This is a genomic window from Niveispirillum sp. SYP-B3756 (assembly GCF_009495745.1).
GTDB lineage: Bacteria > Pseudomonadota > Alphaproteobacteria > Azospirillales > Azospirillaceae > Niveispirillum.
The window spans coordinates 420871-446058 of record NZ_WIDQ01000002.1; the positions used below are offsets into that span (position 1 = coordinate 420871).

At 63.0% G+C, this 25188-nt stretch carries 17 protein-coding genes; 5 read left to right on the forward strand and 12 right to left on the reverse strand.

Annotation, left to right across the window (positions count from 1 at the left end; all coding sequences use genetic code 11):
• Positions 1–81 precede the first annotated feature (81 nt).
• The 11 genes from GE253_RS05840 to tssI all read right to left on the reverse strand — a co-directional run bounded on the left by GE253_RS05840 (position 82) and on the right by tssI (position 16278).
• Positions 82–1431, reverse strand: coding sequence for an alpha/beta fold hydrolase (locus tag GE253_RS05840; protein ID WP_153203186.1), 1350 nt, complete (start codon positions 1429–1431; stop codon positions 82–84).
• A gap of 4 nt (positions 1432–1435) precedes the next feature.
• Positions 1436–1948 carry an OmpA family protein gene (locus GE253_RS05845; RefSeq protein WP_153203187.1) on the reverse strand — a complete coding sequence of 171 codons (513 nt, stop codon included), beginning with the start codon at positions 1946–1948 and terminating at the stop codon, positions 1436–1438.
• Positions 1949–1965: 17 nt separating this feature from the next.
• Positions 1966–4956, reverse strand: a complete 2991-nt coding sequence (locus GE253_RS26460) for a VWA domain-containing protein (RefSeq protein ID WP_153203188.1) — start codon at positions 4954–4956, stop codon at positions 1966–1968.
• A 21-nt stretch (positions 4957–4977) separates the two neighbouring features.
• Entirely contained in the window at positions 4978–6078 is a 1101-nt protein-coding gene (locus GE253_RS05855) for an autotransporter outer membrane beta-barrel domain-containing protein (RefSeq protein WP_153203189.1), read from the reverse strand.
• A 108-nt stretch (positions 6079–6186) separates the two neighbouring features.
• Entirely contained in the window at positions 6187–8604 is a 2418-nt protein-coding gene (locus tag GE253_RS05860) for a caspase family protein (RefSeq protein ID WP_153203190.1), read from the reverse strand.
• Positions 8601–9614 (reverse strand): type VI secretion system baseplate subunit TssG, encoded by a 1014-nt coding sequence (tssG, locus tag GE253_RS05865; protein ID WP_153203191.1) that lies wholly within the window; start codon positions 9612–9614, stop codon positions 8601–8603. Before tssG ends, GE253_RS05860 begins: the two co-directional genes overlap by 4 nt.
• Positions 9578–11404 carry a type VI secretion system baseplate subunit TssF gene (tssF, locus tag GE253_RS05870; RefSeq protein ID WP_153203192.1) on the reverse strand — a complete coding sequence of 609 codons (1827 nt, stop codon included), beginning with the start codon at positions 11402–11404 and terminating at the stop codon, positions 9578–9580. The genes tssG and tssF overlap by 37 nt, the downstream gene beginning before the upstream one ends.
• On the reverse strand, positions 11401–11865 hold the full coding sequence (gene tssE / locus GE253_RS05875; RefSeq protein WP_153203193.1) for a type VI secretion system baseplate subunit TssE: 465 nt from the start codon (positions 11863–11865) through the stop codon (positions 11401–11403). The genes tssF and tssE overlap by 4 nt, the downstream gene beginning before the upstream one ends.
• A 3-nt stretch (positions 11866–11868) precedes the next feature.
• Positions 11869–12369: a type VI secretion system tube protein Hcp gene (locus GE253_RS05880; RefSeq protein ID WP_153203194.1), complete on the reverse strand. Its 501-nt coding sequence runs from the start codon at positions 12367–12369 to the stop codon at positions 11869–11871.
• Complete coding sequence (locus GE253_RS05885) at positions 12359–14245, reverse strand: type VI secretion system contractile sheath large subunit (protein ID WP_153203195.1); 1887 nt, start codon at positions 14243–14245, stop codon at positions 12359–12361. Before GE253_RS05885 ends, GE253_RS05880 begins: the two co-directional genes overlap by 11 nt.
• Positions 14245–16278, reverse strand: a complete 2034-nt coding sequence (gene tssI / locus GE253_RS05890) for a type VI secretion system tip protein TssI/VgrG (protein ID WP_153203196.1) — start codon at positions 16276–16278, stop codon at positions 14245–14247. The genes GE253_RS05885 and tssI overlap by 1 nt, the downstream gene beginning before the upstream one ends.
• 335 nt (positions 16279–16613) lie before the next feature.
• On the opposite strand from tssI, the gene tssH reads away from it, so the two are divergent.
• The 5 genes from tssH to GE253_RS05915 all read left to right on the forward strand — a co-directional run bounded on the left by tssH (position 16614) and on the right by GE253_RS05915 (position 23657).
• Positions 16614–19172: a type VI secretion system ATPase TssH gene (gene tssH / locus GE253_RS05895; RefSeq protein WP_153203197.1), complete on the forward strand. Its 2559-nt coding sequence runs from the start codon at positions 16614–16616 to the stop codon at positions 19170–19172.
• A gap of 186 nt (positions 19173–19358) precedes the next feature.
• Positions 19359–20906, forward strand: a complete 1548-nt coding sequence (locus GE253_RS05900) for a TssA family type VI secretion system protein (RefSeq protein ID WP_173012521.1) — start codon at positions 19359–19361, stop codon at positions 20904–20906.
• Between the two features lie 40 nt (positions 20907–20946).
• Positions 20947–21498, forward strand: a complete 552-nt coding sequence (gene tssB, locus GE253_RS05905) for a type VI secretion system contractile sheath small subunit (RefSeq protein WP_153203199.1) — start codon at positions 20947–20949, stop codon at positions 21496–21498.
• Positions 21495–23069 (forward strand): type VI secretion system contractile sheath large subunit, encoded by a 1575-nt coding sequence (gene tssC, locus GE253_RS05910; protein WP_153203200.1) that lies wholly within the window; start codon positions 21495–21497, stop codon positions 23067–23069. The genes tssB and tssC overlap by 4 nt, the downstream gene beginning before the upstream one ends.
• A gap of 72 nt (positions 23070–23141) precedes the next feature.
• Positions 23142–23657: an Hcp family type VI secretion system effector gene (locus tag GE253_RS05915; RefSeq protein ID WP_153203201.1), complete on the forward strand. Its 516-nt coding sequence runs from the start codon at positions 23142–23144 to the stop codon at positions 23655–23657.
• A gap of 366 nt (positions 23658–24023) precedes the next feature.
• On the opposite strand, the gene GE253_RS05920 is transcribed toward GE253_RS05915, so the two are convergent.
• Positions 24024–25178: an ArgE/DapE family deacylase gene (locus tag GE253_RS05920; protein WP_153203202.1), complete on the reverse strand. Its 1155-nt coding sequence runs from the start codon at positions 25176–25178 to the stop codon at positions 24024–24026.
• Positions 25179–25188: the final 10 nt, after the last annotated feature.

A 25188-nucleotide genomic window follows, 5' to 3' on the forward strand; every position in this document is an offset into this window, starting at 1 on the left:
GAATTTAACTCAATTAAGGCAGGATAAAAATTCAATGTCTAATAGTTTGTAAAATATTTATCTAGTATTCATTTTCCTATTCTATTTTACATTCTCCATACCTAACTGTCTTCTGGCTTGCTGTGGGTCGGCGAACGCAATTGGGTGTTTGCGTGTGAGGCAAACCCCCGGTTGGCTGGTTGGATCGGCCAGGAATTGTGCCACGATATGCGTGGTGCAGCCGGGTGCCTGCAAAACATCATGGCCGGCCTCATCCACGGGCCGCACAACAGCGCCGGGCAGGTTTTCGGAGATTTCCGCCGCATCGAACGGGGTCAGCGCATCGCGCCGGCCGGCCAGTATCAGAATCGGCAGGGTTGCCGGGGGCAGGATGGCGGCGGGCGGCGGTGCTGCAACCCCCTGGGTCCACGCCGCGCAGGCCGAGCGATACTGGCTCAGAAAGGCCTCTGCGCCCTGATCCTTTGGCAGGTCTTCGGCGCAGATGACAGCCAGATGATGCCCGACGCTGGTGTTCCGCGATGGCCGTGCCAGAATGGCCATCACCTTGTCCATGGCGGGCGCTTCCGCACCCTGCCAGCGACTGGCGATGAACGGGACCAGCGGGCGGGTCAGGCCGCGGCTCATCAGGCCCACCAGCAGCAGGCGGCGTTCGCTGGCCACATATTCTTCTTCTGCGTTATTGGCGGGCGTTCCTGGTGACAGCAAATCCCGCAATGTGGCATCCAGATCCGGATAATCCCGGGCGCAAGCCGGCTGCGCCTGACATTCCGCTGCCAGTTGCTGCGCCACCGCCAGCCGCTGCGCCGCCAGTCGGCTGCTGTAGAAGGGCCGCCAGGATGGTCGCAGACTGTCCAGCACCAGGGCTGCTGTTCCATCGGGGTCAAGCGCCCCGGCGGTCAGCGCCACCCGCGTGCCATGGGAAATGCCGTAAAGCACCCAGCGCCTGATTCCCAACGCCTGCCGTAGCGCGATGATATCGGCGGCAAGGGTGCGGCTGTCCAACAGCGCCGGCGCGTCACCGCGCCGGTCCAGGCGTCTGCGGCAGGCGGCAACTTTCTCCGGCTGCAGCATTTTGTCGGCCGTCTGCTCCGGGCAGGTCATATCGGGTCCGGACAGGCCGGTGCCGCGCAAATCCAGCAGGATCACCGGCCGGGCGCGGCGCCAGATGGCCAGACGGTTCAGCCAGCCTTCACCATCACCGCTGGGGGCAACACCGGGGCCGCCCGGCACCAGCACCATCGGCACACCATCACCGCCAGACAGCCGGGCGAAAAACAACCGGCCCCCGGCCAGGGGAAGATGCCCGCATTCCACCCCGGCGGCGCCCTGCATACCAAGGGGGCAGGTGGCAGGAATGGTATCCGCCACCGCCACCGCCGCCGTCATCGCCCATAGAGAACTGATGAGCAGTGCGCGCAGCTTGACACCCATTGCCTCAATCCAGAACCCGAACCTCGACCCGGCGGTTCTTGGCGGCTGTGGGATCGCTCTTGTTCAACAGCTTGTCGAAGCCATAGCCGATTACGGAGAAATTATCCGTCGGCAGATTATTTCGTTCCATATACTGGCGGACTGCCTCTGCACGACGTTGCGACAGGGCGCGGTTATAGGTGACACCACCGGTCTGGCTGGTATGGCCGGAAATTTCCAGGCGACGCCCCTTCGCCTCCGGGCTTTTGAGTGCGATCAGCAGGTTTGCCAGCACATCCCTTGCATCTGCGGAAAGCTCGGCACTCATATTGGGAAACTCCAGGTAAAGCGTGGTCGTCCCAGCCCTGGCATCGGTCAGATCGCCCAGACGAGAGGGGCTGACCTCATCCGGCGGGAGGGGCGTGCCGAACAGCTCATTGCGGAACTGTGCCGGCGTTTTGCTTTCGGCCATGGCGGGTAGGACGCAAAGGATGGCCAAGGCCACCCCCAGCGAGCTGCACTTGGCAAACAGGTTCATAATCTGTCTCCTTGTTGTCAGAAGAACATCCACTTGGCGGGAAAATTGAATGGGACATTCTCTATTTCCGCGACGGAAAGCAGATCGATATCGCCCAGGGGGGGCGTGCGCAGGTCGCCCGCGACCGCATATTCCGCCTGCGTGATGATCGGTGCGTCCTTCCAGGTCAGGGCACCATTAGTGATGGCGAAATTGTCCGGATTGTATCGACCCGCCATCTGCACCAGGATTTCCGCCATGCCGGCAGCCTGCCCGATATGGATGAAGGCACTGTCGGCTTTCAGTTCGATCCCGACCTGCCCCTGCGTCAGGGCGGTGGTGCCAGGGACAAAAGTGATAATCCCGCTCAGTTCCAACTGGTCGATGGCCAAGATGTCGCCAACCCCGAAGTCGGTGATGGTATCGCTGCGGGTGGCATGGCTGTCACTGGCCTGCGTCAGGCGGAACAGATCGCTCCCCGCCCCACCGGTCAGGGTGTCAGCCCCGCTTCCCCCGATCAAAGTGTCATTCCCATCCCCGCCCAGCAGCAGGTCATTGCCGCGCCCGCCGATCAGACTGTCATTACCGCTGCCGCCATCCAGCGTATCGGTTCCATCGACGATGCCGGTGCCGGGAATGGTCAGGATGGTGGTGGCGCTGCCGCCCAGCCGGGCACTGTTCACCGTCACTTCCACCCGGTTGAGGTCGCCAGGATCGGCCGACAGGCCCGTCAATGGCTGATCGAAGCGGATTTCGCCATTAACGACGGTAAACTGATCGATCACCACCGTCTCGCCACCATTGATCCGCAGCGTCACGCTGCTGATATCGCTGACAGCCAGATCGCGGGTGATAGAGGTCTGGATCACCTTCTGGATTTGCGTGGCGTCCAGTGTCTGCACTGGACTGTTGCTGTCGAAGCTCAATGAGGTTGTTTTGACGCGGCTGCCGATGGCAAATGCTTCCACTGTCGCCAAAGAACGCACCAGATTAATTATACTCGGCGTCGGTGTTGCTGCGCTGCCATCCGGGTCACCATCGGTTAGGAAGATGATCAGGTTCTCCGAAGCGCCGTTGCCGGTGCTCGGCATACTCTGCAATAATTGCGCACTGGATGTGAGGCCGGCGTTGAAATTCGTTCCCGTGGATTCCCGCAAGGTGGCCAGGGCGGCGTCCAGGGTTGCCTTATCACTGGCGGTACCAAAGGAGGCCTGTCCCACCGGTACGATCCGCGCGTCAGACGTGAAGGCGACAAGGCCGACATTGACGGCACCCAACCCTTCGGCGTTCAGGAAGCCGATCGTGTCGCTGACGGCCTTCAACTCATAGTCAATAATTGTATCCGACTTGTTGTTGTTATTGAAATCAAGGCCAGTCGGGGGGCTGCCGGTCGGCAGGGCGGAATTCGTCGTGCTGCCCGAAATATCAATAACGAACACGATATTCTTCAGAGGACTGCTGGTCTGCAGCACGGTGCCGGTCACGCTGCCGGAAAGGGTCAGCGTGCCGGCGCTGTTGCCGACGCTGCTGGCATAGGTCAGGCTGCTGGTCAAGGTCACAGGGTTGCCATCGGCCGCAACAGCCTGCACACGGGTGGTGCTCACAGGCCCATCTGTTCCCGACAGCAATGTCTCGCTGCCGCCGATCAGCACATCGTCGCCGGCACCACCGGCTAAATTGTCGCTGCCCATGCCGCCGGTGATGCTGTCATGTGCAGCACTGCCCGTGACGGTCAGGTTGCCGGTGGCACCACCGCCATCCACAATGATCATATCCGCTGCCTGGCGGAAGCCCGACCCGATATTGAGGCCCGACAAATCCAGAGCCCCGCTGCTCAGCACAGTGCGGATAAGCTGGGCACCATCGTCCGCCCCATCAAAGGTCAGGCTGGCGCGGTGCAGTCCGGCGGCTTCCATATCCAGTGTGACCGTTGATCCGGCCACCGCAGGTGTCAGCGCTATCTGTTCGATCCCGGTCAACTGGGTGGCCGACAGGGTCCACGGGCCATTATTGTCTGCAACCAGGGCCAGCGTGTCGATGCCATCGCCACCATTCACCGACAGGCCGGTCAGATGGCTGGCGCTGACCACGCGGATCAGGTCATTGCCCGCATCGCCTCGCAGGCTGTCGGTTCCACCGCTGGTGATGATGATATCATCACCAGCACCACCGGCGATGATGTCAGCCCCGCTGCCGCCGGTGATGCTGTCATGTGCAGCACTGCCCGTGACGGTCAGGTTGCCGGTGGCGCCACTGCCATCCACAATGAACTTGTCGGCCGCCTGACGGAAACCCGACCCAATATTGAGGCTCGACAAATCCAGAGCGCCGCTGCTCAGCACAGTGCGGATAAGCTGGGCACCATCGTCCACCCCATCAAAGGTCAGGTTGGCGCGGTGCAGTCCGGCAGCTTCCATATTCAGTGTGACGGTTGATCCGGCCACCGCAGGTGTCAGCGCTATCTGTTCGATCCCGGTCAACTGGGTGGCCGACAGGGTCCATGGGCCATTATTGTCTGCGACCAGGGCCAGCGTGTCGATGCCATCGCCCCCATCCACCGACAGGCCGGTCAGATGGCTGGCGCTGACCACGCGGATCAGGTCATTGCCCGCATCACCCCGCAGGCTGTCGGTCCCGCCGCTGGTGATGATGACATCATCTCCAGCGCCACCGGCGATGATGTCAGCCCCGCTGCCGCCGGAAATGCTGTCCGCGCCAGCGAAGATGGCGCGATCCATGGCCAGCGGATCGCCAGAGCCCGAGAGGGCAAGGGCCTGTTCGAAGGAAAGGTTGATATTGGCGATATTATATAGCTGTGCGCCACCGCTGTTGGTGACGGTCAGGCCGGTAATGCTGCCGGTCGGCAAGCCGGTATTGGTGAAATCGAAGGTTCCGGTAAAGCGATAGGTCGTGCCATCGGGCAGGCGTGTGACCAGCAAACCGGCCGCGAAGGAGACGAACTCCGCCACCTGCTGTCGGACGGTGACCATATCAATGCTGGCACCGGGGGAAACGGTGATGACGGGCATGGGGCTGCTCCCGAGTGAGGATCAGAGGCTGATACGGGTGGCGATCAGCAAGGTCTGGCTATCGAGCTTTTTGCGGGCGAAGACCCGGTTATATTCAGCGGTCAACTGGGCGCGTGGCGTCAGGCCGACAGAGAAGCCAACCCCGCCCAGCAGGCTGGACCGGTCCTTCGGCCGCCGGGTCTCGTTCAGTTCGGTGTCGTTGTTCTGCACGAAGTCCAGTTGATAAGTCAGGCTGGCCAAGGGGACAAAGCCGGGTGTCCCATCGCTGCCGGGGGTGGCTTTTCCATCTGCACGCAGGCCGGCCGTCCAGCGTCCCAACCGGTTCACCCCGCCACCAATGGCGCGGCCGCTGCTGTCTTTGGAACCTGCCTGACTTTCCACCGCCCAGGACAGACCGGTTCGTGCCGACAGCCCGACCACGCCGCCGGTCCAGCTTGCCGGCGCATAGGCGGTCAGGTTGCTGAACAAGAGCAGCCGGTCGGCGTTGAAGCTGCGCTGACTGGCCCGGCTGTTGTTCCGGTTATCCTGGCGGTGATAGCGCAGGCTGCTATAGTTGATACCGCCGTCGAGAATCAGATCATTTGTCAGCCGCGTCCCGATATAGGGCAGGATGGAAACGCCATCTGCCGTCAATTTGCCATTGTTGAATTTGGTCGAAAGGTCGATCCGTTCATAACCAAGCGCCATACCCAGGACGGTCGCCCCCTGGACCCTGTCAAGCCCAAGGACGGGGGTATGGATGCGCCCGCTCATCGCTGTGTCGGTGAAATTGTCATCCAGCCAGGACGTGCTCATCCGGCCCCAGCCATCCAGGCGTGCGCCACTGGTCCCCCCCACTGCCGGTGCGGTCAGTTCAATACCGGACTGCCCCCAGGCGAAGGCTGTCTGCTGGGCGCCGAAATCGCCGGAATCAAAAGACCGCAAGGCATCGCTGACGCGGTCGCTGACGGCACCGGTGAAAACCTGCGTGTTGGTTTGCAGGTTCTCCTCCGTGACCACCTGATCGGTGACTGTGGTTCGGGGGATTTGCGGCAGATTGGGGATCAACTGTGCAGAAGCGGGTGCCACCCCCACCAGCAGGGAGCCGAGTGGGAACACCCAAAGACGCGAAAAGAAATTCATATTCTATTCCTCGGAGAAGGGCGCGGCCCATTGTTCCATTCTGCTGATGCGTAATGCAATTTTTACTATAGAAAAGTTATATTACCTTTAGATGAGGAGTCAAACGTCTCAACCCCCTGATCGTGCGTTTTTGTCCCCTGCGCTGATCACGCCCGCCGCGCGTCCAAGATTGAAATCCTCACCTGTGGTGAAGAAGGTCGGCGTGCTGGGCTTCAGCTTCAGCAATCTGGGGATGATGGGTGACGTATCCCCTTTGGTGCGGCGCCAGTAGTCGGCATCCTCCAGTGCCCCTTTACGAATCAGGAGGGGGGTCTGTTGCTCGGTGTATTTCAGCAGTTCCTTTGCCCGGACGGCGTCACTGCCGGTTTGCGATGGCTGGCGCATCCCTTCCAGAAGGGCGGTGGTGAAGGCGCCATGACCCAGGGACTGGAACTCGAATGCCTCTTCACCCGGGCTGGTGGCGGCCAGCACATGAACCCCGGCCTGACGACCGATCCTGGCCATGGCGCGCAACTCGCTGCCCTGATTCAGCCTGGCGCTGACGGTGCCGGAATGGCAGGAATCGATGGCGACAAGAATGCGCCCGGCCGGTATGGCCTGAATGAGCTGGATGAGCCGGGAAGCGCTGATGGCGCGCTGGTCCAGCAGAAAACTTGATTGATCCCGAACCGGGTCCAGCGGCGTATCACCCGTCAGGAAGTACCAATGTTCGCCGATGGATATGCCGTGGCCCGCCAGAAAAATGACGACCACATCTTCCGGCTTTGTCTTTCGTAACAGCTCCAGTGCGGCCAGGATGGCCTCCTGCGTCACCTCTTCCGTGCGATACAGAAGCCGGGGAGATACTTTGGTAAAAAGCGATGCACCGCTGAGGGAGAGTTGTTCTGCGATGCTCTGCGCATCAACGTTGGGGAAGCGCAGCAGTTTGTCGGCGCGGATGGCGGTGATTTCCTTCACGTCATTCACACCGACGGCCAGGATATGCAGCGTGGGTTCCGGCACATGGCCGCTGAGGCTGGCTGTCAGTTCTGCGCTGATGCCATGGATGTCCCGGCGGCCGGCGCCGCTGGCCAGCAGCCGGTTCACCCCGGGCAGCGCCTCTACCTGCCAAGTTTCCACCAGCTTGCCGGGGCTGGGGCGCTGGCTGTCGATCCGGGCTGTCTCCGGCACTGGCTTCTGGTTGAACTGAAGGCTGATCGCCTCCAGCCCGCCGCCCTGGTCTTCCGCTGTGATCCGCACCACCAGCGTCGCCGGCAGCAGGGCGGGGGGAGGGCTGGTGAATTCCATGCTGACTTTGGGCGGGCCATCAATCCCCTGTTCAATCGATGCCGGCTGGGCGGTCAGCATTTCCGGTGCCGCCTGCAGGCTCTTGCCCAGCAGTTCCGGCTCATAATTGCTTTCCTGCAGGCGCTGTACCGGCAGCCGGCCGTCTTGCGTCTGCCATCCGGCCTGCCAGGTGGTCAGTCCCGTGCCGTCATAGCGACCGGCCGCATCCACGGCCATCCAGCCATCTTCGGCCGGTATCAGGCGCAGGATGCGGGCTTCCCGTTCCGCGGCCCAGACGCCGATCTCCTCGTTGTCGGCCAGCAGCAGCCGCCCCGAGGGGTGCAGGGCAGCGGCCTGGGCCGGTCGCGGGCTGGTCATCGACCAACGGCGCTTACCGCTGGTCAGGTCCAGGGCGCGGATTTCCCGTCCGCTCACCAGCACCAGCAGGTTCTGGCCGGGCGCCACCGCCAGGGCGGCCGGCCGGCTGCGCAGTCGGTCCAGCCGGCGTGGGCGCTCTACTCCTGGTTCCCAGATGAACAGTCCCCCCGCCTCATCCAGCACGATCACGCCGTCGCCGGCCCCCAGCAGCAGACGCGCTGGTGCTGCCAGTTTCAGGCTACCCTGCTGGGTTCCATCTGTTACGGCCAGCCGGTGCAGCATTCCGTCGCCGGTACCGGCCAGCAGGTCGCCGCCGATCCAGGCCAAAGCGGTGACGTCGGCAAGGCTGCCAAGCGGGCGCGGGCTGTCTTGCCCCTTTTCCAGCAGGTAAAGGCTGCCATCGCGGCCGGCCAGGGCCAGACGGCCGTCACGGGCGGCCAGGGCGATCACCGGGACGGGCAATGCCAGTGGCTGCGCTGCACCGCCGCCCGGTTGCCAGAGCCGCACGGTGCCATCGTCGGACCGGGCTGCCAGCGTCACGGCCTCGTCCCCCAGGGGCAGCAGTTCCGCTGCGGCCGAGCCGGCATCCGGCCAGAAGCCGATTTCGGCACCCGTTTCCAGATGCCAGGCCCGAACCTGCCCATTGGCCAGCCGCGCTGCCATCACCTGCCCATCCGGTGTCAGGGTCAGGGTATTGGTGCCCCCGGGGATGCGGCTGGGAATATCCAGGGTTCCGCGCAGGACATTGTTGACCATTTCGCTGGCTGCCCGCGGAATCTGGTCCAGCGCATTGTCCAAGGGTGCCTGCGCCCATGCCCTTGCGCCGGCCAGCGGCAGCAGCATGGCCAGCAACAGGGCAAGGGTTCGACCGGATGATGTCATGATTGCTCCTCCGTCATGAACGGCCGATCTGCCGGCCAGTGGAACAGCGTGTCCGACAGGCTCTGCGGCCCCGGCGGCAGGCCCAGCCAGCCGGTGATGCCCAGACGGTCCGCCCCGCCCAGCCGGGGGCCTTCCAGGGTAGGTTCATCCAGCAGAAAGCGGACCAGGATGTCGAAACCATCCCCCAGGTAAAGCCGGGTCAGACGCTCTGCCTTGGCCAGCGGGCTGTCTGAGCCGGCGGCGGTCAGCTGGTGCAGGCTTGTCAGGTTCACCGGACCGACGCAGATGCCCAGACGGGATTGCACCTCCCAGCGACGCCGGCCAACGGGGGGCAGGTTGCCCAGTCCCTGTCCCATGCCGATGCGCAGCCGGGCAACCGGCGGTATATCCACCCAACCGCCCAGAAACTGTTCAACCGTCACCGGTTGGTTGAAATGCCCCATCAGCAGCCGCTCCAGCCCTTCTGCCGGTCGGGTGGCCAGCCCCAGCAGGGCGGCGTGGCGGGCCAGCCCATCCTGTGACAGCCCGGCGTCACCGGCGGCAATTCTGGCGGCCATACCGCTGGTGGCCAGCCCGGCCACGGCCAGCAGGGGCAGGTGTGCTGCCGGGTCACCCGCTTCATGTGACAAGGCCGGCTGGGACCGCCGCCAGCCGGTATGCAGCAACTGCCCCAGACGCACCGTCAGCATGTCGAGGAATTCATGCAGGGCCTGTTTGCCCGCCCGCCCTTCATCCAGCAGCCGACCGGTCAGATGCCAGGGCATGGTGCCCGCCGGCCCGACCAGCCCGAAGCTGGACAAAACCAGTTCCGGCTTTCCGTCCGGGCCGTCGCGGATCGCGGCAACCTCTCCCGACGGATGGCCGAGGCGTAATTCTGTGCGCAGGCGGGGGAGATCCTGCCCGGCCAGCCGGGCCAGCCGCATCAACTGGTCAAACTCGAAACTGCTGAGGTCCGTGGTCCCGACCAGCCGTGTCAGATCAACGGCCGCAGACCCGCTCTGGGTGCCCATGAGGCAATCCTTTCCTGACGCTGGCGGGAATGGGCGGTCACCCTGACAAAGCTGTTCGCCGTGACATGCAGGGCCAGAAACCGTTCCAGCACCAGGGCGAACAGATATTTACTGCCGCTGGCATCTCCCTCCTCGAAAGTCAGATCCACCTGGCTTCCCTGGCACCAGGCGGTATGTCCGGTCGGTCCCAGCGCGTGCCAGTCCGGGGCGGTCTTCAGGTCCACCAGCGTATCGATGCGCTGGGCAATTTCCCGATACAGGCCAGCATCACGATCCGGATGGGCGAAATTATAGATGTTCAGCAGGCCGCGCAGCGCCGCCACCCCGTTGCCGGAGAGGCTGAGGCGATTGAAGGCCAGATGCGAAACCAAGCGCCAATGGGCATTGTCGCCTCTGCCCGGCCGCAGGCAACGCAGGGGCCGGCGAAGAAACCGGGCCGTGGCCAGCGAGGGATTGACGGCCAGTTCCACTGGACCTGCCGACAGCCGGGCCGGCAGGTCACGATTGCCACAGGCTGCGGTCACCGCCAGGACGGCTTCTTCCGGCGACCAGCTGCTTCCCCTTGGGTCGCAGAGGCTGAGCGAGAGTTCATTGCCACCGTCCGGTGCCTGATCGGCCGTCACATGCCAGCGAAGCCCGTCATCATCGGCATCGAACGTCGGGTGCGGGGCGAAAAGCGGCGGCAAATCCTGCCCGACCGCCCGTCCACCGCGAACAACCAGCCGCACTTTCGTGACGGCGTGAACCTCAAACGCCTGGGGCCGCCAATTATCGGCGGCCAGCGGGTAATGTGTCACCTGCGGGCTCAGCCTTACCGGCTCCAGCGCCTGGCTGAACTGGTTGATCACGGGTACGCAGCCCAGGCGCAGGCTGTCGCGGGCATTATCTGCCAGCAATGCCAGGGGGAGTTCGGGAAGGTCGCCGGGGTCCAGGATGAAGCAAAGCTCGCATTGGTCTCCGCTCAGGGCACCCTTCAGGCCGGTGGCGGCGATGAACATGAACTTGTCGGGAAAGTTCAGATATTCCAGCAGATAACGGCTGGCCAGGGGGACGCGGCTGTCATAATCCAGCATTCCCTCCGTCGGGGCGAATCCCACCGGCTCGCAGGTGGCGCCGGGCAGGGGGCGGTAACGCCCCCCTTCCCCGACCGCCATGCCGCGCAGCCGGTTCAGCAACATCTCCAGTAGGGCGTTGCGGACGTCCGGCGGGCCATCCAGATGGAAGACCAGCCGATCGAGCGGCAGTTCTGCCAGGTTTTCCACCCCCGGTATCGCCGCCAACCGGCAGATCAGGGCCTGCGCACCACGCAGGCCCAGGGAACGCAGGGGTGTCGCCGCGACCGGTTCAAAGCGGATATCCTCGATCCGTAAAGGCCACAGCGTCACGTCGCTTGTGGTGGAGAAGCGACAGGCGACCGTCCCGCCAGGACCGGTCTGCTGCGGCGGTGCCAGCAACTCCGTCCCCCGGGCCAGATGTACGGGCCCCGCGATATCCCGGCCGCAGGTCAGTTGTACGATGCCGCGACACGGTACAGGCTGCAGCAGATGGGGATATGTAGCCGCCAGCAGGGCGTTGGTGATCTCCGGCACGCCGTCATCGATCCGCGCCTGGACGCGGGCGGCCAGCATGGCCGATGCCTCGATCAGCCTTTCGACATGGGGGTCGGGGCAGATATCCGCCGTCAGGTGCAGCCGGCTGGCAATTTCCGGGTGGCGCTGGGCAAAGGCGGCCCCGGCCTGCCGCAGGGCCGCCAGTTCCCGCTGATAGCCGGCAAGCAACGTCTCATTCATCGCGCAAGCCCCCGTTTGCGACGTTCAAACCGACGGCTGGCAATATCCAGAACGGTATCTCGGGAAATATCGATCACCCCATCGGGCAGACGGATGCGCGCACGGATGTGAAAGACCGGTCGATGATTACCATCCGGCGTCTGCCCATCTTCCACCTGCACCCCCTCAATCCGGGGTTCGAATGCGGTGATGGCGCGGGCAATCATCTGGCGCAGGCGAAAACGGTCGCTGACGCTGTGCGTCGCCAGCGGACCCTGATCAGGCATCCCCCAGCCCAGCACGGTGCAGTCCAGCGGGGAGGGCAACTCACCGCTGGACCAGACGCTGCGCGTGTTCAGCAGTAACAACAGGTGTGCGAAGATCAATTCCTGCATGTCATCCGCCGTTTCCGGCATCATGAAATGGTCGTCGAAACGATCCAGCAGGGGCGGGTCGGGTGGCAGGAAATAGGCGTACGACATGGATTATCCGCCCCTGTTGCTGCTGGCGTCCCAGAAATGGGAGATGTTGCGCATCTGCCCGCCCTTGCCGTTGATGGTGTAGATCCAGGCGATGCGGCCATAGCGCAACCCGACCTCTTCCCAGGCTGCCGGGGTTCCGTCCGATCCCTGGCAGGCGGGAAGCTGGGGCCGCACGCTGCGCACCAGCACATCGGTCAAGGTAATTTCCATGAATTTCAACTGGTTGTAGCTGGCATCCCATAGTTCCAGCGACACTTCCGGCACCAACCGTCCCGAACAGCAATACAGCGCCAGGACGGGGCTGCTGTCATCGATCAGCTTGTCGATCACCAGGTCGCCATGCCGCACGCGGGCGGGGGCCGCGTCTCCGCCGCCACCGGCACTGCCGCCACCCGGTTGTTCGATCATATGGCGGAAAGCGAGCAGGCGGATCCAGCCAGGGCGCAGGGAATCGGGATTGCTGGTCTCTATTCCGGAGAAGCGGACATAGGCTTCATGAGCCATTGATATTCTCCCTGCTCGTGCTGTCCTGCGACACGGGGCCCCCCCGATCCAGGATGGCGGTCAGGCTGATATCGCAATCCATTTCGTCGAACTGGAAATGGGGCTGCAGCCTGACCTGCATTTCCAACTGGTCTGCCCGCTGCGGGTGCGGGTTCACAAAGACCTCGCCCCGGCGCAGCGGTTGTCGGGCGCGGATTTCCGGCGCTGCATCATCCTGGTGGGCGATATAGCGCGACAGCCATTGGTTCAGCTTATGCTCTACGGCGGATTCCTTGCCGCTCTGGCCGATTGTCTGTTGTCCCAGGGCGCGCAGGTAATGGGTGATATGGCAGGCGGCCAGGACCAGGGGCAGGCGTGCCTGCATCCGCGCCAGTATGTCACCGGGCTCTCCGCTGGGGTGATGCAGCGTATTGGCCCGGAAAAAGGCGGCGAAGGCTCGGCCGCGACAGGCCGTCAGCGGCAGCAGCCCCGTCTCTGCCAGGGCATCCTCCATCTCCTCCGTCGGCACAAATTCCGTGGCGGGAAGGGTCTGGGCCTCTGTCTCGCCCGGTGAAGGCCCAGGATTCAGCACGCGCCCTGCGGTCAAACCGGTCAGGTCGGTGACCCAGCCATCACGCAGGAAGGCCTTTCCGGCAACCTCTGCCAGGGCATAAGCCGGGTTTTGCCACAAGGGGCGCGGCGGCGGCATGTCGGCAGCCGTAAAGGGGAGCGGCTGCCGATCCGCCTGCCGACCAGCAGGGCGGGCCAGGATGCGCGGCAGCAAAAGGGATAGAAAGCGGCTGACCGGCCGCCGGCGCAGTTCCTGCCAGTGGCGTTCCTGGCGCAGCCGCATCAGGCTGGAAAGAAGATCAGACCCGGTGGCGATCTGGCCGAAATCACGCAGGTTCAGCAATTGCGGGGCTGCGGCGGCGACAAGCGGCGAACTGACCATTTCCCCCAGCCGGGCCAGCTTGTGCATCAGGTGGGTCTCGCCCCTGTCTTCCCCCAAGGCCATGTCCAGGCAGATCAGACCGAAGGGCTGCCCACCGTAATAGTCGCCGGGGCTGATCCGTTTATAGAAGCGCGTGGCGGCCAATCCCCTGTCATCCGTGGGGGGAACCCCTTCCAGGTCGGCCAGCAGGGCCGATTTCGCCCAGGGCAGCAGGGCCAGTTCGACCTCGCTGCCGGCAAAGCATTTTGCCAGCCTGTCCACCCCGCGCCAGGCGGCCTCCAGGGATTGCAGGGCCGGATGGTCGCGCAGGTCGGCGACCATCCGGCCCAATCGCCGGTCCAGGCGGGCCAGCCACAAGGCCAGGCTGTCATCATCAAGACCGTCGGCCAGTCGTTCCGCCAGCACCTGCTGGCGCTGGGGCAGCAGGGAACGCAGGTGCGCCGGCAGCGCCTTGGCCGTCTCCGCCGCGATGCGGGTCAGTTGCCGGTGATCCACCGCGCCCGCCTGGCGCAAGGCGGCCAGCAACATCCGGTCAAGCAGATCATTCTGCAAGGTAAGCGATCGTGGTTCGGCTGGTCCGGCCGGATCGTCGGGAACGCGGGCCCCCAATGCCAGGGCCGCCGGTTCGAAATCACTCATGCGCCGGAACTTCAGCATCACCTGTTCGGGTGATTGCCCCGGCGCATCGGGATCGGTCAGGTTAAGGACCAGGGCTGGTTTAAGGGCCGCAAAGGCCATCGTGACATCATGATCTGTCAGCGGTGTGAAGACCGGCAGATCTGCTTCCCCATCAATCCCGCGCGTTTTGGCACCGGGGGCAAAGTCGCCCACCAGACCAATAATGAACTGCAGAACCTTATCCGGCCCGTCCGGATGCTCCCGATAGCTGAGCCGGACGCGGCGTCCGTCGCCCTGTCTCTGCCTGCTGGCCTCGCCATAGCGCATCAGCCACCTCCACAAAGGGCGGCGAAGGGGACGCCGTTGGTCGCTGCGGTGACCATCGTCTGGATCTGGGCGATACGCTCCAGATTGCCGCTGGGGCGCACCAGACGGCGGCCCGGCGGGACGATATCGCGGCCGCCTTCGGCTGTGGGCGGGGTTTGCGGTCTCTCTGGTCGTTCCGGATCGGCTGTCACGCCCGCGGGGCTGCCGCCGCTGTTGATCCGCACCATCGGGCCGGATACGGCGATTCCGGCCGGCCCGATGGTGATGAAACTGCCGCCTGATTTCAGTGTCAGGCCGCTGCCGGCATGGAGCACCAGTTGCTGCCCTGCCTTTACCGCCATGACGGTGTTGGCACGGATATGGATATCGCTGCCGGCGTCCAGCGACCAATCTTCGCCAGTCCGTATCCGGATATCGCGCTTGGCTTCCTGGCTGTCATTGCCCTGCACCAGGGCGCGGCGGTCACCCCCGACGCTGAGATGATCGCCGCCGCCGATCAGGGCCCGCCGCCGCGCCCGGACACGCAGATCAAGATCGCGTTGGGCCTGGATGAAAACCTGCTCCGCGCCTGCCTTGTCCTCCAGCCTGATTTCATTGAAACCGCTGGCATTGGGAGAGGACCGGCTTTTCAGCACCAGCCGCGTCTTGTTGGCGGGCAGGGGGTAGGGCGGCATATTATCCGCGTTATAGACGCAACCGGTGACAATCGGCCGATCAGGATTGCCATCCAGGAAGGAGACGACGACTTCCATGCCCACGCGCGGCACCGCCATGCCGCCCCATCGCCCCCCCGCCAGGGGTTGGGCAACCCGGATCCAACAGGACGATCCTTCATCCCCCTTGGAGCGTCGATCCCAGTGGAAGCTGACGCGGATTCGTCCATAAGCGTCGGTATGGATTTCCTGGCCGGCAGGGCCGACCACAGTGGCCGTCTGCGGCCCTTCCACCACCGGACGCGGATGATATCGTTGGGGGCGATAGGGGATGGCGGTGGGCAGGGCGATGAAACTGTTGTTATAATGGCCACCCCCGCCCGCCATGTCGTTGCTGGCGCTGTGATGAACAGAAAGCAGCAGATAGCTGCCGTCATAATCCGCCAGTTCGTGGCCGGACAGCAGCACGCGGTTGCCGCAGGCCAGCCGGGGCTCGTTGCTGTTGCCGTCGAACTGTCGCCGCGCTGTTTCCCATCTTTCCTGGGCCAGGCGTGCCAGGCGATCGGCATCCGCCAGATCCTGATGGCCAGCCGGATGATCGAACTGTTCCAGGGCAGTGGAATGGCCGGCCGGACTGGCCTCACTGCGCATGGCCAGCAGATCACGGCGGGGCGTTTCGAAATTATGATCACCGACAGCATAACGGCCGGGCACCACCTGCCGCCGCTCCAGCAGCTTGGTGACGCCGGCCTGCGCATCGGCCATGTCGCCGCGCTTGACCTGTAACGCCCCGGTACCGGCGAATGGCTGGTGCGCGGACGGACCATCGGCCAGCACCAGCACATGGCGGTCGGCCTCGTGCCGGAAAAAATAATGGATGCCGTCTTCTTCCCAAAGCCGGCTGAGAAAATCCAGATCGCTTTCCCGGTACTGCACGCAATAAGGACGGACAGGCGGTTGGCTTTCCAGTGTCACTTCTACATCGCTGAAACCCAGCTCGCGGAAAATCTCCTGGGCGATCTCAATTGCGTTCCGGCCCTGAAAAATACGGCTGTCGCTGCGGCGTGACAGGAACCAGAGCCATGGCACCATGTCCAACTCGTAATGGAACTGGTCGGCAGCAAAATCACGTCCACGATAGCAGGCATTGGCGACATAGCCATGGAAGTGCCGGTCATAATCGCCGGCACCGCTGCGCACACTGACCACGACCGGCCGGCCAACCAGCCCGGCAAGATCAACCGGGCTGCCGATGCTGAACGCTTCCAGACGGAAATGGAAAGGCGTAGACAGCCCTTCCTCTCCGCTCAAAGCAGCGATGATCAACCTGTCCTGCCCCAGCAGGGTATGCAGGCGGAGGAGACGGTTCTCCTGATCCATCAGGCGCTCCCGCTTCCCGACGGCACGCAGCACGTCCGGAACCGCTGCGATGATGCCATCTCACTCAATATAACGATGAATTTCAGGGTGAGCATACTCTAATCCATAGGGATTGCTCATATTTATAAAGACTATATGCATTCCATATTATCATTCCATGGAAAAATATAACCTTGGTTCGCAATTATAATTGTATTCACTGACTTTTTGGAGGGTCATATTATTCATTTTGTTTGTGCTCTCTTGTCGATTGGATATGCTGTGTCGGAATTTTCCCTGATGAGATTTCTGGGCTCGCCAGATGCAGCAGTTGTCATTGGACGTGGGAGGGAACGTTGGAAGCTGATAAGGACTTTCTGGTTTCCCGTCTCAACCCGTCAGCCCGTCGCGCGCTGGCCCTGGCGGCCAGATCGGCGCAGGGCTGGGGGCATAGAACCTTGCGCCTGGAACATCTGCTGCTGGTCCTGCTGGATGATCCGGAAGACGATGTGCCTTTGCTGCTGCGCCAATATGATGTGGCACCGGCCCGGCTGGCGACGGCCCTGACCCAGACCCTGGAGGCTTTGCCCCGTCGGGGAGAGGGGGCGCTCAGCTATTGCCAGGATCTGCTGGATTGCCTCAGCAGCGCCTGGTTGCTGGCTTCTGGCGGTCAGGGGACGGATGATATCCGGTCCGGCCAGTTGTTGCTGGCGGTGGTGGGGCGGGTTGCTGAATGGGCGGCGGGGCCGGAATGGGCGGCTTTGCTGGCCCCCTTACAAGCCGACCTGCCCTTGCTGCGCCGCGACCTGCTGCTGCGGCTGGCGCGGCCCGGCGAATCGTCGCCCGCTGATACGGCCGCCGACGGCGTGCCGGCTGATGATATCCTGTCACGGTACACGATTGATTTTACCGCCCAGGCGGCGGCCGGGCGGATTGATCCGGTCTTCTGCCGTGACCGGGAAATCGGCCAGATGATTGATGTGCTGGGGCGGCGGCGCAAAAACAACCCGATGTGTGTGGGCGAGCCAGGTGTCGGCAAAACGGCTGTGGTGGAGGGACTGGCCCTGCGCATTACCGCCGGTGAGGTGCCGGATTTCCTGGCCGATGTCCGGCTGCTGGGGCTGGATCTGGGCCTGTTGCAGGCCGGTGCCGGTATGCGGGGGGAGTTTGAGAAGCGGTTGCGGGCGGTGATCGACGCGGTGAAGGCCTCCCTGCGCCCCATCATCCTGTTCATCGATGAGGCGCATACGCTGATCGGTGCCGGCGGGCCGGCGGGGGGTGGGGACGCCGCCAACCTGCTGAAGCCGGCGCTGGCGCGGGGGGAACTGCGCACCATCGCCGCCACCACCTGGGGAGAATATAAGCGCTATTTTGAAAAGGATGCCGCGCTGGCCCGCCGATTCGAACTGGTGAAGCTGGATGAACCGTCGCCGGATGACGCGGTGACCATCCTGCGTGGCCTGCGCCCCGTCTATGAGCAGGCGCATGGTGTCATCATCCGTGATGAAGCCGTTGTGGCCGCCGCCCGGCTCTCCGCCCGTTATCTCAGCGGGCGGCAATTGCCGGACAAGGCCGTTGATCTGCTGGATACCGCGGCTGCGCGCGCACGGTTGAGCACGGTCGCCCGTCCCCCTTCACTGGAGGCGGCACAGAATGCGGCGGCCGTGTTGCGGCGGGAACGGGATGCTTTGGCCCGCGATCTGGTGGCCGCGCATCCCCGCCTGTCGGCGCTGGATGACGCCATCGCCACGGCCGATCAGGAAGCCAACGCCCTGGCCGACCGCTGGCAGGCGGAGCGGGAACTGGTGGAGCGTCTGCGCCTTGCCGCGGAGCCGGAGCGGGCGGGGCTGATCGGGGAGCTGCACGAACTGCGCGGCGACACCATCCTGGTCCATCACGAGGTGACCGCCGATCTGGTGGGGCGTGTCCTGTCCGACTGGACCGGGATTCCCATCGGCACCATGGTGCGCGACGAAGCCGCCATGGTGCTCGGGCTGGAGGCGGCGCTGCAGCGCCGGGTCATCGGTCAGGATGCCGCATTGGCGGCTATCGCCCGTTCCATCCGCACCGCCAAGGCGGGAATCGGCAATCCACAGGCCCCGCTGGGGGTCTTCCTGCTGGTCGGCCCCAGCGGGGTGGGCAAGACGGAGACGGCCACGGCCCTGGCCGATCTTCTATTCGGCGGGGAGCGCTTCATGTGCACCATCGCCATGTCGGAATTCCAGGAAAAGCACAGTGTCTCCCGCCTCATCGGCTCCCCGCCCGGCTATGTCGGCTATGGGGAAGGGGGCGTTCTGACCGAAGCCGTGCGCCAGCGCCCCTATTCGGTGGTGCTGCTGGATGAGGTGGAGAAGGCCGATCTGGAGGTGATGAACCTGTTCTATCAGGTCTTCGACAAGGGCACCTTGTCGGACGGGGAAGGGCGTACGGTCGATTTCCGCAATACGATCATCTTGTTGACCAGCAATCTGGCCACCGATCTGTTAACCGATATCGGCCAGGCGATTGATGAGGATGGCGGCGCGATACCGGCGACAGAGGAACTGGCGGATCGGATCCGGCCCGTCCTCTCCCGCCATTTCAAGCCAGCCCTGTTGGCGCGGATGCAGATCGTTCCCTATCTGCCGCTGCTGGGTGCGCCCCTGACCGCCATTGTGAAGCTGAAGCTGGCGGCGGTGGCGCGGCGTCTGCGCGACAGCCATGCCATTGATCTGGCCTTCGCCGAAGGGGTCGATACGGCCATCGCCCGCCGCTGCGCCACGGTGGAGGCTGGTGCACGCAATATCGACCATATCTTGAATGGCAGTCTTCTACCGAAAATCGCAGAACTGGTGCTGAGTCGGCTGGGAGGTGGGCTGCCGGATCGAATCATCGTATCTATAGATGAAAGTGGAGGATTTTCCGTTTCTGAATAAACTGAACAGAATTATATTCAGATGATAATTAATAGAGTATCTCGGTTATTAGATTAATATATAGTTAGACATTAAATTTATAATTGACTATTGTTCGTATTTTTAAGATTTATAGTAATCCATTCAAGCGAAACGGTACGCATAATGCCGGCCTCTTCATTCAAGATCGATGAAGATCATTTATCCTTGCTTCTGGAACCGTTCGACGATGGTCCAGATGATGCTGGCTTCAATCCGTTTGAAGAGGATCGTTTTCAGGAAGTCGTGGAAGAGACGCGGCGGCTGTTCAGCGAAGGCCCGGCAGCCGTGCGATGGCAGGCCTGGGTGATCAATCCGGCCGAGGAGCTGTTGCGGGAGCGGGGCAAGGATCTGCGCCTGGCCGTGTATATCGCCCTGGGCTGGACCCATCTCAGCAAGGAGCCGATGGAGGGGTTGGCGGCCGGCCTTGATTTCCTGAACCGGTTGCTCAACGCGTTCCCGCAAACGATCCACCCGCTGCGACAGGATTACCGGCTGAGCGCGCTGGCCTTCCTTGCCGAGCGTGCCAAAGCCTGGCTGAGCCGGCTGGAGGCCAATGATGATCGCCTGCCGGCCTTCAAGCGGCTGATGAGCGTACTGGGTGACTTCAGGAAAGACCAGTCGGAACAGCTTTATGAACCCCTTGTTCCCCTGGATCGGTATTTGAAAGAGTTGGGGGAAAGGCTGCCGCAAGACCAGCCGCCGCCCCCGCCGCCGGTCGAGCCGGCCCCCGCATCCCCCCCCGCAGGCGACGCGCCAGCCGCCAAAGTGGCGGATGAGGGCAAGCCATCGCCCCCGCCCCCGCCGGCACCCGCCCTGGCATCGGCGTCACAGATCACGAATGTGACATTCGAGGAATGGGCCATTGCCGAGGCCGCGGCTCTGCGACTGGCAAAGCCGCTGGATGGCAGCGCTTATGCCCTTCTGCGGGCGGGATTATGGACGGGGTTGCGCCACGTCAAGGGGGCAAAGGGCACGATCAGCGCCCACGGAACAGCCCCTGCGGCCGAACGTCAGGCGGTCGCACAGTTGCTGGCGGCGAAGAGCTGGTCGGATCTGCTGGCGAGGGTGGAAAGCCTGTTGCCGCAGCGCCGGTACTGGCTGGATCTCAACCGTTATGCGGACCTGGCCCTGGAAGGCCTGGAAGAGCCGTTGACCTCTCCGGCCAGGCGCGCCGTGCGCGGGGCTGTCGCGGGTCTGCTGATCCGGGTGCCTGATCTGCCGCAGATGCGCGACAACAATAATAACCCGCTGGCCGAGGAAGAGACCCAGATCTGGTGCGCTGGTTTGACGGCTGGACAGCCGGTGGCAAGCGATCCGGTTGATTCTGTGCTGGCCGCCTGCCGCGCCCGCCGCAAGACAGAGAAGCCACGCGAACTGATGACGTCGTTCGCCGACCCGCCCCCGGCCATCTTGCGCAGTGGGCGCGAGCAGTTCCGCTGGAAGCTGGCTCAGGCGCAGATTGCAAGCGAGATCAATCTGTTACCGCACGCGCTGGCGCTGTCTGACGAACTGGTGGCGGATGCTGAGCGGATGGGACTGGATCAGTGGGAACCGGCCCTGGCCCTGGCGTTGCACCGGCTGCGGACCCGCTGCCTGGCCCATGGCGACATCGCCAAGCTGCGGCCGGAGGCCGATCGCCGGATGGCGCAGGCCCGCAGCCTGGCCATCATTTTCCGCCTGGACCCGGTCGCGGCACTGGATGGGCTTGGATGAAACGAGGCTGCCGCCGGCAGCCTGTTGAAAGGGGGCGTTGATGAGTTCGGATGTTTCGGTGACGCCGAAGGAGCGGATCAATATCACCTATGCCGCCGCCATCGAGGGGGGCGAGGAACAGCGGGAACTGCCCCTGCGGTTGCTGTTGCTGGGTGATTATCGCCAGGATGCCGATCCGGTGGCCAATATTGGCGAGCGCAAATCCTACGATGTGGACAAGGAAACGCTGGATAGCGCGATGGCGCTGATGAAGCTGTCCTTGAACCTGACGGTGCCCAACAAGCTGGATGATGCGGATAGCAGCGAGAAGCTGAATGTCGCGCTGCGGGTCCGCAAGCTGAAGGATCTGGAGCCTGACAGCATCGCGCGGCAGGTGCCCGCCTTGCAGGAACTGATCCGGGTGCGGCAGGCACTCCTTTCATTGAAAGGGCCGCTGGCCGATATGCCCGCCGCAGGCAAGCAGCTGCTGGAAAGCGTGAAGACAAATGCGATCAGCGATGAGGCGATGCGCTCCCGCATCCGCGCGCTGCTGGATCAGATTCAGACCAATGAGAAGAATCTCCGCAACGGCAATCAGGGGAATGCCCGATGAGCACGCTTGATCAAGATGCGCTGCGGGACAGCGCCAGCGCCGCCGTGGCGGATGATCTGGATATCGATGCCATCCTGTCCCAGGTCTCCGCCCCGTTGGAGAAGAACTTCGAAAAGGGTCTGGAAGACCGGGCGAAGCTGGGCGTTGCCTGGCTGATGCGGTCGCTGCGGGCGGAAGATAAGCTGGACATAGCACAGCTTGACGGGCGTCTGATTGACCAGCTGGTTCAGCAGATTGATGAAAAGCTGACCGACCAGGTCAACGCCATCATGCATCATGATGACTTCCGTAAGATGGAGTCTGCCTGGCGCAGCGTACAGTTCCTGGTCGAGCGCACGGATTTCCGCCAGAATATCAAGCTGACCGTGCTGAATGTGACCAAGGAGGAGTTGGCGACCGATATGGCGTCGTCCAACGGCGACCCCAGCACCACCAAGCTTTACCAGCATCTTTACTCCCCCAACCTTGGCACCTATGGCGGGTCTCCCTTCGGTGCCATGATCGGGAATTACGATTTTGGTCCCGCTTCGGGCGATGTGGCAACCTTGCGGGGTGTGGCCGCCGTTGCCGCCATGGCCCATGCCCCCTTCATCGCGGCGGCAAACCCGAAGATGTTGAGTCTCAACAACTTCAAGAGCCTGCATCAGCGCGGTGATATCAAAGGGCTGATGGAGGGGGACCAGTTCACCAAATGGAACTCCCTGCGCCAGACCGAAGATGCGCGCTATATCGGTTTGACCCTGCCACGCTTTGTGTTGCGGCTACCTTACGGGCCGGACAATCCGGTACGGGCGACCAGCTTCAGCTTCAAGGAACCGGCAGCGGCGGAGGATGATGCCTATCTCTGGGGGAATTCGGCCTTCGCCTTCGCCTCCCGCTTGACAGCCAGCTTTGCTGAAAGCGGCTGGTGCTCCAACATCATCGGCCCCCGTGCGGGGGGGCGCGTCGCGGATCTGCCCGTTCATATCTATGAGCAGAAGCTCCATGATGACGATCAGGATGATGATTTTGATGATGAAAATGGGGCCGTGCCGAAAACCCGCCTCGTCTCTCGTCCGCCATTGGAAATTGATCTGACGAACCGGCGCGATACCGAGCTGCAGGAGGCGGGCTTCATTCCGCTGGTGATGCATCAGGGCAAGGATGAGGCCGTTTTCTTCTCCGCCCAATCCATCCAGAAGCCGAAATTCTTCGGTACGCGCAAGGAGGACAAGGAGGCGGAGTTCAATTATCGGCTCTCCACCCAACTGCCCTACATGTTCATCATCAGCCGGCTCGCCCATTACGTGAAGGCGATCCAGACCGAGGATATTGGTAGTTCGCTGACCCGGCAGCAATTGGAAACAAAGCTGCAGAACTGGGTCGCACAATATGTTGCCGCTCATGACAATCCCGGTGCCGATATCCTGCGTAAACGACCGCTGCGGGCCGCCAATATCGAGGTTTCCGACATAGAAGGGGAACCCGGCTGGTACCGGGTCGGCATCACGGTAACCCCCCATTACAAATACCAGGGGGCGTATTTCACGCTCTCCCTCTCCGGCCGCATGGAAAAGAAATTAAAAAAGTAATCTTCTCCAGAGACCGCCTGATCAACGCAGCAAGCCCCAAGAACATCTGCAACATTTCAGGAGTATTCAAACATGCCCGTACCCGCCTATCTGACGATCAATGGCGCCAAGCAGGGTTTCATCTCTCAGGGTGCTTATACGGCTGAAAGTGTCGGCAATGGCTGGCAAGAAGGCCACGAAGATCAGGTTCTGATCCAGGCCTTCGATATGGGGGTGATGCAGCCGCGCGACCCCAATCATGGCCAGCCCAATGGCCGGCGCCGCCACCACCCTGCCAGCTTCACCAAGATCATGGACAAGGCTTCCCCGCTATTGTGGAAGGCGCTTTGTTCGGGTGAAGTTCTGCAGCTGGAGATGAAGTTCTATCGCACCTCCATGGAAGGGGAGCAGGAACATTACTTCACGGTGCAATGGACGGATGCCATTCTGGTGGATGGCAAGGGCTATATCCCCAACTGCCTGGATGCGAAGAACGACAATTATTCCCATATGGAAGATTGGCAGTTCATTTATCGCAAGGTGGTCTGGACGCATGAACGGGCCAGCGTTTCGCAGTCCGATGACTGGCGGGATGGTGCCACCTCCTGAAAGGGGAATGGGGCGGCGTCAGCCGCCCCACCACCGGCACCGGTGCCCAGACAACAGGCTCAGCCTCTGGTACGGTTGGCACCCTTCACCACTGAACCGTCGCTGCCACCGCCGGCACCAGATGTTCCGGCCCCTGTTTCCGTCGGGCAGGGTAAGGCCTGGTGGCGGCGCTTCTGGCTCTGGCTGCGCCGTCTGTTGGGATCAAGCTGATACCAAGGGGCATGTTCCATGCCCCTTGGAGGCCAGCGACTGCTGGCCCGCGGGCTCGTGCCCGCGTGAGCCAAGGCGGCGGATGCCGCCGCCCGGCACTTGAGGGAACTGGGAAATACCAAGAGCCATGATCCATGGCTCTTGGTATGAGATCGTTCAGTCCCGATAGCCCAGCAGACGGCCGACCAGCCCTTCCAGGATGGCGGTTGCCGCCACCAACTCGTCCAGTGGCACGAATTCATTGGCCCGGTGGCCCTGCCAGCCGGCACCGGGGCCGAAATTGACGATTTCGATCCCGTCATCGGCGAAATAGCGCCCGTCGCTGGCCCCGGTATCCTTCAAAAAGCGGGCGGGCGCACCCGTAACGTCCGCAATGGAGGCGGTCAGCGCGCTGACCAGCGGTCCGTCATGGGGGGCTCGGAAGCCGTTGGTGCCAGTCAGCAACCGGCAGGACAGATATTCGGCTTCCGGGTGGGCCTTCACCAGACCTTCAATCTCGGCAAAGGCATCGGCCAGCTTCTCCTCCGGCAGCAGGCGGCGGTCGATTTCCAGCCGGGCGAAATTAGGCACGACATTGGTATTCTCACCACCCCGGAATATGCCGATATTCATGGTGGATTGCTGCTCTCCTACCTTGCGGTCAGCCAGCCGGCGGGTCATTTCGGCATCGATATAGGCAGCCAACCGGAACAGCCGCAAGATGGCATTATCCCCCGCTGCCGGGTTGCCGGCATGGGCGGATTTACCATGTGCCGCCAGTTCCACCCACATCACGCCGCGTTCGGCGGTGATCAGCTGGTTTTCCGTCTGGGTGCCGACCACCAGCATATCGGGCTTCACCGCCCCGATTTCCCGCAGGAAGAAGGCGCCGTCGGGCCCCAGATTTTCCTCATCCCCGCAGAAGGTGAAGACAATCTCCCCCTTTGCCGGTCCGCCACGGCTTGCCACCTGTTCAGCCAGCCAGAGCTGGGCCGCCATGGAGCCTTTGCAATTGCCCGCCCCCAGCCCATGCACACGGCCATCGATCAGGGTGGCGACCAGCGGGTCGGTTTCCCACAGGCTGTGTTCGCCGATGCCCACCGTATCGGCATGGGCGTTGAAGACCAGGGAGGGCGCGCCATCGCCGAGTTTGGCCACCACATTGGCAATTTCCGGCCGGTCGCGGTCCAGCACCCGCACCTCATACCCCGCTGCCCGCAGCCGGTGGGCGGCATAGGCGGCGATGGCGCTGGTATCGCCCGGCGGGAAGGTGCTGGGGATGGCGATCAGGTCGGACAGGATGTCCAGCACGGGGTGGTCTTGGGTGTTCATGGACTTCCTG